Origin of the sequence: Archangium sp. (genome assembly GCF_036389735.1) — a bacterium.
Lineage (GTDB): Bacteria > Myxococcota > Myxococcia > Myxococcales > Myxococcaceae > Archangium.
In genome coordinates, this window is sequence record NZ_DASVWK010000626.1 from 1 (window position 1) to 8,211 (window position 8,211).

Here is an 8,211-nt window from a genome sequence, read left to right on the forward strand (position 1 = left end):
CCCCGAGGTTCACCCGCAGCCAGCGCAGCGGATGCACGAGGGCGGAAACTCCCACGCCGTCCGGAGCCCCCACGTCCAGCGCCATGCCGAGCCGCGGCTTCCACGGTGGCGCGAGGGTCGCGTTGGGGTCGGAGGGTGCCACCGTCTGGGAGGGCGAGACCTCCTCTGACTCCGCTTCCTCCTGCTCCTGGGCCCGGGCGCCCGGTGTGGCTCCCAGTGCGAGCATGCAGGCGAGCATGCGTGCATACCTCTGATGAAAGATCGCTGTGGTCATCGCTGGAGATCATTTCAGGAAGACGCGGCGGCGTCTTCCACAGGGCAGGCAGGCGGACGGATCCGCCGGGAGGTCTCGACCGATCGGTGGAGTCTGCTACGGTCCACCGCCTCTGGCTGCGTCCGTCGCCTGGAGTCGTCGATGCTGAAGAAGATCCTCATCGCCCTCGCGACCTGGATGGCGCTCGTGCTCGCCGTCGGCTTCATGCTGCCGTCGAAGTACCGCGTCGAGCGCTCGACGATCATCAACGCTCCGGCCAAGGCGGTGTACGCCCAGGTGGCCCACCTCAAGAGCTGGCGGGACTGGTCCCCGTGGAACGCGAGCAGCTATCCGAGCAACCAGTGGATGTTCGGCGGCCCCGAGGTGGGCGTCGGTGCCGTGCGGAGCTGGAGTGGCGAGGACGTGGGCACCGGCACCCTCTCGCTCACCCAGGCGGACCCGGAGACGGGCGTGTCCTATGACATGTCCCTGAAGGACGGGCGCTACCTGCTGCACGGCCGCATCTCCTTCTCGTCCGCGGGCCAGGGCACCCGGGTGACGTGGGTGGACGAGGGGGACCTCGGTGGCGGTCCACTCATGCCCTACCTGCGCTTCCCGCTCCAGTCGCGGCTCGGCCGGGACCTCGAGCAGGCCCTGGCCCGCCTCAAGACCCGGGTGGAGGCCGGCTCCCTCCCAGCCAACACGGAGCCCGAGCCCGGGCCCAGGCCCGCTCCGGCCCAGGCCACCGCGCCCTCGCGGGAGCCCGCTCCGGCCCCCGTTGCTCCCGCTGCCCCTGCTCCGGTGGAGGGCTCGCCCCTGGCCACTCCGTCCACGCAAGGCGCGCATGCGGCCACTTCGGGTGAGGCGCCTCCCTCGGTGGTGGTCTCTCCAGCGCCCACGGGTGAGCCGGCCCAGGCCGTGCCGGGCCCCTCGGTTCCCACGGGCGAGCCGGCTCCAGCGGAGGCCACTCCCGCTGCTCCTCCGGCTTCCGAGCCCGCTCCGGCTCCGGCCGAGGCCCAGACGACGCCCACCGCGCCGTAGCGCGAGGGAGTGAAAGTGCTCATCCCCCCGCTTGTCGGCTTGCGGCGGGAGGGCCCCTGCACTACTGCTCCCACCATGGCCGACGTGCTTCCCGAAGCATTCCTCCGAGCCGTTGCCGAGGGCTTCCCCTCGGATTTCCTCACCCGCGAGCCCAGTGAACTCCAGGAGTACGGGCGCGACTGGACGCGGGTCTATTCGCCGGCCCCCAGCGCGGTGGCCTTCCCGCGCACCACGGACGAGGTGGCGCGCCTGCTGGCCCTGTGCAACCAGCACCGGGTGCCGGTGGTGCCCTCGGGTGGACGCACGGGCCTGGCGGGTGGCGCGGTGGCCTCTCGCGGCGAGCTGGTGCTGTCGCTCCAGCGGATGAACAAGATCGGTCAGGTGGATCTGCTCGGTAACTCGGTGCGCGTGCAGGCGGGCGCCGTCACCGAGGCGGTGCACCACCACTGTGCCGAGCACGGCCTGACGTGGCCGGTGGACTTCGCCTCGAAGGGCTCGAGCCAGGTGGGGGGCAACATCGCCACCAACGCGGGTGGGGTGAAGGTCATCCGCTACGGCCTCACCCGGCAGTGGGTGCTGGGCCTCCAGGTGGTGACGGCGCAGGGACAGGTGCTGGAGCTCAACGGTGCGCTGGAGAAGAACAACACCGGCGCGGACCTGCGGCAGCTCTTCATCGGCAGCGAGGGGACGCTGGGCATCATCACCGAGGCCACGCTCAAGCTGGCGCCGCTGCCGGGCAGGCAGGAGGTATTCCTCTTCGCGGTGCCGGACGTGGCCGCGGTGCTGCGGCTGTTCCGCGAGGCCCGGCGGGCCCCGCTGTTGCTGAGTGCCTACGAGTTCTTCACCGACAAGTGCCTGGCGCGTGTGCAGCGGCACCGCAAGCTGCGCTCGCCCTTCGAGGCTCCCAGCGGCTGTTACGTGCTGATGGAGGCGGAGGGGAAGGACGCGGCCGAGGTGGAGGGCTGGCTGGGCTCGCTCTTCGAGCGCGGGCTGGTGACGGACGGCACCATGGCGCAGAGCCCCTCACAGGCCACCGAACTGTGGGCGCTGCGCGAGAGCATCAGCGAGAGCCTGTCGGCCACGGGGCTGCCGCACAAGAACGACGTGTCGCTGCCGGTGACCAACCTGGAGGCCTTCTGCTCCGAGCTGGACGCGGTGTTCAGCGAGCGCTACCCGGGCTGGGAGATCGCCCTGTTCGGCCACATCGGGGACGGCAACCTCCACATCAACATCATGAAGCCCGACGCGATGGAGAAGGCCGAGTTCCTCGCCCACACGAAGAAGGCCGACCCCACGATGTTCGAGCTGGTGCGCAAGCACGGCGGCAGCATCTCCGCCGAGCACGGCATCGGCCTGCTCAAGAAGGACTACCTGTCCTTCTCGCGCTCGCCGGCCGAGCTGGAGATGCTGCGCACGCTCAAGCGGGCCCTGGACCCGAACACCATCCTCAACCCGGGGAAGATCCTCGACGTGTGAGCGGGGCCCGAAGTGCCTCCGCTGTCCCTCCGCTGCCGGCTCCTCGGCTGCTCGGAATTCTCCTGTCACGTGGGTTGCCAGCAGGTGACTTCTGAAGTAGTGTAGGGGAGGACGATGTCCTGAGGGACTGGCGTGGCGGACGCGGAGGGATGATGCTGAGCCCTGAATCGATGGACTGGAGAGGATTCGCTGAGATGACGGAGGAGAAGCAGCCCCCTCATCGGGAAGCTACCTACGCGGAGCTCGTTGCCCTCCCTCCACACATGGTGGGGGAGATCCTCGGAGGGAAACTCTTCGCGTCACCCCGACCAGCGACCGCTCACTCGGCGGCCAGCTTCGCCCTGGCGACTGAACTCGGCAGCCCCTTTCAGCGGAGCCGGGGGGGACCGGGTGGCTGGTGGTTCTTCAATGAGCCGGAGTTGCACTTCGGCAAGGACGTGCTGGTGCCGGACCTCGCGGGTTGGCGGCGCGCTCGAATGCCCGTGCGCTCGAATGAGCCCTTCATCACCCTCGCTCCGGACTGGGTCTGCGAGGTGCTCTCTCCCTCGACGGCCCGCATCGATCGGACCCTCAAGAAGGAGATCTACGCCCGGGAGGGGGTCGAGTACGTCTGGCTCGTGGATCCGGTGCTCCGCATCCTGGAAGTCCTCCGGCTCCACGGGGGGCAATGGCTGGAGAAGGGCTCCTGGAGCGGGAATGCCCGCGTCCGCGCCGAGCCCTTCGAGGCCCTCGAGTTGGAGCTGGAGGCCCTCTGGTTCTCCGAGTCGCCCGAGCCCGGTTGAGTCACCGGGCTGCGAGGTGGCTTCCCGTCAGGACACGATGCGCGTCTTGATGTCCGTCTTGAGGCCGGCGATGGCCTCGCACACGGGGTTGACCACGTCCTGGTCCAGGTCCATCACCAGGTAGCCGATGTTCGCATCCGTGCTCAGCACCTGCGCGTGGATGTTGGCGTTGAGGTCCGAGACGATCTTGTTGATGTCTCGAAGCACGCCGGGCACGTTGCGGTGCACGTTGAGGATACGGTGCGTGCCCTGGATGAGCGGCGACTCGATCTGAGGGAAGTTCACCGCGCCCGTCGTGGCCCCGCTCCTCACGAACTTGATGAGCGAGGTGGCCACCTCCTTGCCAATGGACGCCTGCGCCTCCTCCGTCGAGCCGCCGATGTGCGGGGTGAGGATGACGTTGGGCAGCCCCTGCAGCTCGGTGACGAAGCCGTCGCTGTTGGTCTCCGGCTCCTCGGGGTACACGTCCACCGCCGCGCCCGCCAGGTGGCCCGACTTGAGCGCCTTGGCCAGCGCGCCAATGTCCACCACCGTGCCCCGGCTCGCGTTGATGAGGTAGCTGCCCTTGCGCATCCGCTCCAGCGCGGGGGCTCCAATCATCCACTCGGTGGACGGCGTGGCCGGCACGTGCAGCGTCACGAAGTCCGCGTTCTCCAGCAGCTCGCCGAGCGTCGGCATGGCGCGCGCGTTGCCCAGCGGCAGCTTCGTCATCACGTCATAGAAGATGACACGCATGCCCATGGACTCGGCCAGCACGCCCAGCTGCGAGCCGATGTGTCCGTAGCCGATGATGCCCAGCGTCTTGCCGCGCACCTCGTGGCTGCCCGTCGCCACCTTGCGCCACTGGCCCGCGTGCACCTCGCGGCTGCGGTCCCCCAGCTGGCGCGTGAGCATCACGATCTCCGCGATGACCAGCTCCGCCACGCTGCGCGTGTTGCTGAAGGGGGCGTTGAAGACGGGCACGCCGTGCTTGTTGGCCGACGGCAGGTCCACCTGGTTGGTGCCGATGCAGAAGGCTCCCACCGCCAGCAGGTTGGGCGCCTTGGCGAGCGCGGGCGCCCAGACATTCGTCTTGCTGCGGATGCCCAGCAGGTGGACTCCCTGGATGCGCTCCTCCAGCTCCTCGGGCTTGAGTGCGCCCTTGAGCCGCTCCACCGAGTACCCCTCCGCCGTGAGCATCTCCTCGGCGGACGCGTGGATGTTCTCGAGCAGCAGCACCTTCAAGGGACCTTCGATGGAGACCGGAGTGGAGGGCGAGGGGAACGTGGGCGTGCTCATATATCCTTCGCGTTAGATCCCGCCCTCCGGGCTGTCAAGCATCGGTTGCGGGAGGAGGGGCTCGTCCGTCATGGCGGCGAGCGGCCCCAGCCTCCCAGGGCTCTCTGACGTGTGGATTATTGGATGGTGTAGGCCACCGGGCCACGTCGTCCGCGGCGAAGGTCAGTCGTCGTCGGGGTTGCGCAGCCAGGCCAGGGCTGCCTCACGCGTCTCGAAGGTGCGCGTGGGGATGGTGAGCATGGCCTGCTTCGTCATGCGCCAGGCCTGGAGCCCGGAGGCGGGATCCGTCACCACGCGTGCCGAGCGCTTCATGCCGTGCAGCTGCGCGAAGGCGTTGAGGCTGGCCATGGTGGCCACCATCTCCGGCGGCATCACCCGGAGCTGTCCCTGGTCCACCAGCGCGCTCCAGGGGCCGCCCATGCGGGCGATCAGCTCGCGGATGCGCTTGAGGTAGTCCGCCACGTCCTCCGCGGAGGGCTGCGGGGGGTAGACGACGTCGATGATGCGGTCTGCCTCGTGGACGGTGATCTGAAAGGGCATGCGGGGCGCACTCTATCCCCAGAGTGCCCCGCGTCGAAAAGCCCTGTCAGACGTCGTCGCGCCCTCCGTCCCTGGGGAGGGCGTTACAGCCGGAGAGGGGGTCTCATGAACACGAAATTGTATGTGCTGGGCGCGGTGCTGGGGACGGCTCCGGCCCTGTTTCCGGTGGCGTGCCAGCCGTGGGCGCCTCCTGGCCAGAAGCAGGAGGAGGAGTCGCGGGGTGGGGCGTCGCGCCGGGTGGAGCGTCCCCTGGGCGGCAGCGGCATCTCCGCGCCTCCCCCGGCGTCCGTGCCGGCGGGTCTGGATCCCGGTGTGCCGACGCACCCGTGCGAGCTCATCACCGTGATGCAGGTGCCGTGCGACCCCGCCGCGGCCACGTGCGAGTACACCTACTGGGAGTGCCCCGAGCAGGCGCAGCCGCTCGAGGCCTGACCTGGAGGGCTCGGTGGCCCGCCTGCCCGGCGTTCCGGAGTTCGAGCGCCCGGGAAGCGGGGCCCCGCCCTGCTTGGCGTCCCCTCTTCGGGGTTCCTAGCTTCGTGAACCAGTAGCTCCGGGTGGCACGTCGAGGAGGGACGATGAAGGCGGTCCTGAAGGCGGGCGTGGTGGTTCTCGTGCTGCACGCCGGGGGGGCCCTGGCGCGGGAGGAGGAGCCCCGGTCCATGTCCGTGATGGTGGGCGGGGGCGTGGAGGGCTACACGCGCGACCTCGCGCCGCAGGTGGACGTCGGGGTCACCTACGGCGTGTCGGTGGGGATGCGGGCGAACCGGCTCCTGGGGCTGGAGCTCGGCTATTCGGGCGCCGTGAACGGGCTCGAGCTGGGCGCGGATCTGGTGCGCAACGGGGCCTATGCGGCGGCCACGGTGGATCTGCGCTCCTCGGGGCTGCGGCCCTACGTGATGGGCGGCCTGGGCTTCAGCACGTACAACGTCCGCGGTGGGGTGCCCGGCTTCGGAGACGACACAGTGGGCAACGTCCCGCTCGGGGCGGGGGTGCACACGTCCCTGGGCGCCTTCACCGCCGACGCACGCCTCAACTACAACATCCTCTTCGACCAGCAGTTCGCCGTCGGGGCACCCGTGCCCAACACGGGAGGGCCGTCCCGCCTCCACGTCGGCAAGGGCGGCCGCTACTCCGGCACGCTCAACCTCGGCATGGCGTGGTGATTGAAGCCGTGGCCCTCGTCCGGGGTTTGCATGGGAGGCCCTGAAAATCTTCCAGCATTCCGGCCCGGCGCGGGGCGTGGTGGCGCCAACCCCCTGGAATCCGTGAGGCCGGTGCTGGCACGCGATGCGCAATGAGGGGGACGCGGGTGGGTTGTCGAGGGGCAGGTCGGGGGGGGCAGGGGTCGGTCGGGGGGGGGCGGGCGTGGGCGTGCGGCGGATGCGGCTGGGCGAGCTGTGGGTGGCGAGCGGGCTGTTGGCGTCGGCGCAGGTGGAGGCGGCGCTCGCCTGGCAGAAGCGGATGAAGTGCCGGTTGGGGGAGGCCGCGGTGAAGATGGGCCTGCTCGCGCCGGAGCAGCTGCTCATGTCGTTGTCGCAACAGCTCCAGGTGCCCTACATCCGCCGCGGGGGCCTGGAGCGCGTTCCGGCGGGAATGCTGCGCTGCGTGCCGGCCCGGGTGCTGGCGCACCTGCGCGTCTGCCCGCTGCGTGTCGAGTGGCGCAACGAGGTGCGGGGCGTCGTCTCCGTGGCCACCAGCGAGCCGGGCAACCTGCGCGTGTTGGATGACCTGGCCTTCGCCACGGGCTGCACGGTGCGTCCCGTGCTGGCGCTCGCGGAGGACATCGAGTACCTGCTGCGCCGCCACGGCATCATCACCACTCGGGCGCGCTCGCTCGAGCTCAATCCCGAGGACGCGAACCTGCGGCTGCGCATCTCTCGGGACTACTCCACGGTCTGACGCAACGGCCACGACCGGGACTGACCGGCCGTGGCTCGTCACATCGGCTCGTGCTTCGAGACACTACCCGCCGAGCGTCTGGAGGGCGCGGGCGTAGTACGCGTCGCGGGCGGCCTTGCCGTTGTAGCCGCCATTCACCCGGTAGGTGATGGCGTCGAAGTTGCCCGCGTCGGCGTGGGAGTTGAGGTTGCGGCTGTTCCAGAACCAGGCGGCGGTGCGGAAGCCCACGTCGGGGTCCGCGGCGCGGGTGGGGTTGTTCACCAGGTCGATGCCCAGGGCCTGGCTGGCGGCCGCGTAGTTGGAGCGCCCGGTGAGCTGGATGGGGCCGCGGCCCTTGAAGCGCACGCCGTCACCCGGCTGCGTGTTGCCCAGGTCCGAGCGGCCCTCGTAGGCGGCGCCGGAGGCGATCTCCTCCATGTAGCGGAACTCGCCGCTCTCGTGGGCGAGCTGCGCCAGGAAGGCCGCCTGACGCCGCGGGGTGTTGATGCCCGCCTCCTGCATGGCGCGGTTGAGGTGCGGCATCAGCTCGTTGGCGCGGGCCTCCGAGAGGTTGGGCATGATGGTGCGCAGCTGTTGCACGCTCACCCCACCCGCCGTGCCCGGCTCGCTCGGGCCCGTCACCGGCCCGGGCCCGCTCACGGGGCCCGGCTGCGACGGCGTGGACGGAGCCGAGCCGCCCGGGATGGAGAGCCGCTGGCCGACCTGGATGAAGTCGGGGTTGGAGATGCCGTTGGCCTGGGCGATGGCGCCCACGGTGGTGCCGTGGCGGGCGGCGATGCCGCTGAGCGTGTCACCCGGCCGAACCGTGTAGTTCTGGGCGGCGGGGGCAGGAGCGGGGCTGCTGGAGCCCGCCGCGCCCGGGATGGAGAGCCGCTGGCCGACCTGGATGAAGTCGGGGTTGGAGATGCCGTTGGCCTGGGCGATGGCGCCCACGGTGGTGCC

General features: G+C 70.2%; 9 protein-coding genes and 1 pseudogene. 6 read left to right on the forward strand and 4 right to left on the reverse strand.

Annotated elements, in window-relative coordinates:
• A pseudogene (locus VF794_RS21955) lies at nucleotides 1-238 on the reverse strand (autotransporter outer membrane beta-barrel domain-containing protein); the annotation flags it as partial.
• 177 nt (nucleotides 239-415) lie between these two features.
• On the opposite strand from VF794_RS21955, the gene VF794_RS21960 reads away from it, so the two are divergent.
• The 3 genes from VF794_RS21960 to VF794_RS21970 all read left to right on the forward strand — a co-directional run bounded on the left by VF794_RS21960 (nucleotide 416) and on the right by VF794_RS21970 (nucleotide 3,552).
• Nucleotides 416-1,294, forward strand: a complete 879-nt coding sequence (locus VF794_RS21960; RefSeq protein ID WP_331113472.1) for an SRPBCC family protein — start codon at nucleotides 416-418, stop codon at nucleotides 1,292-1,294.
• A gap of 75 nt (nucleotides 1,295-1,369) precedes the next feature.
• Complete coding sequence (locus VF794_RS21965) at nucleotides 1,370-2,770, forward strand: FAD-binding oxidoreductase (RefSeq protein WP_331113474.1); 1,401 nt, start codon at nucleotides 1,370-1,372, stop codon at nucleotides 2,768-2,770.
• Nucleotides 2,771-2,964: 194 nt separating this feature from the next.
• Entirely contained in the window at nucleotides 2,965-3,552 is a 588-nt protein-coding gene (locus VF794_RS21970) for a Uma2 family endonuclease (protein ID WP_331113476.1), read from the forward strand.
• A 27-nt stretch (nucleotides 3,553-3,579) separates the two neighbouring features.
• On the opposite strand, the gene serA is transcribed toward VF794_RS21970, so the two are convergent.
• On the reverse strand, nucleotides 3,580-4,830 hold the full coding sequence (serA, locus tag VF794_RS21975) for a phosphoglycerate dehydrogenase (RefSeq protein ID WP_331113478.1): 1,251 nt from the start codon (nucleotides 4,828-4,830) through the stop codon (nucleotides 3,580-3,582).
• A 162-nt stretch (nucleotides 4,831-4,992) separates the two neighbouring features.
• Nucleotides 4,993-5,370, reverse strand: a complete 378-nt coding sequence (locus tag VF794_RS21980) for an STAS/SEC14 domain-containing protein (RefSeq protein ID WP_331113480.1) — start codon at nucleotides 5,368-5,370, stop codon at nucleotides 4,993-4,995.
• 105 nt (nucleotides 5,371-5,475) lie between these two features.
• Here VF794_RS21980 and VF794_RS21985 point away from each other — a divergent pair, with 105 nt between their 5' ends.
• The 3 genes from VF794_RS21985 (at nucleotide 5,476) to VF794_RS21995 (ending at nucleotide 7,269) form a co-directional block, all read left to right on the forward strand.
• On the forward strand, nucleotides 5,476-5,802 hold the full coding sequence (locus tag VF794_RS21985; RefSeq protein ID WP_331113482.1) for a hypothetical protein: 327 nt from the start codon (nucleotides 5,476-5,478) through the stop codon (nucleotides 5,800-5,802).
• A gap of 143 nt (nucleotides 5,803-5,945) precedes the next feature.
• A complete protein-coding gene (locus VF794_RS21990; protein WP_331113484.1) occupies nucleotides 5,946-6,533 on the forward strand; it encodes an outer membrane beta-barrel protein in 588 nt (195 codons plus the stop codon).
• Between the two features lie 202 nt (nucleotides 6,534-6,735).
• Nucleotides 6,736-7,269, forward strand: a complete 534-nt coding sequence (locus VF794_RS21995) for a pilus assembly protein PilB (RefSeq protein WP_331113486.1) — start codon at nucleotides 6,736-6,738, stop codon at nucleotides 7,267-7,269.
• A 63-nt stretch (nucleotides 7,270-7,332) separates the two neighbouring features.
• On the opposite strand, the gene VF794_RS22000 is transcribed toward VF794_RS21995, so the two are convergent.
• Nucleotides 7,333-8,211, reverse strand: an 879-nt coding sequence (locus VF794_RS22000) for a LysM peptidoglycan-binding domain-containing protein (protein ID WP_331113488.1), incomplete at its 5' end; no start/stop codon positions are given.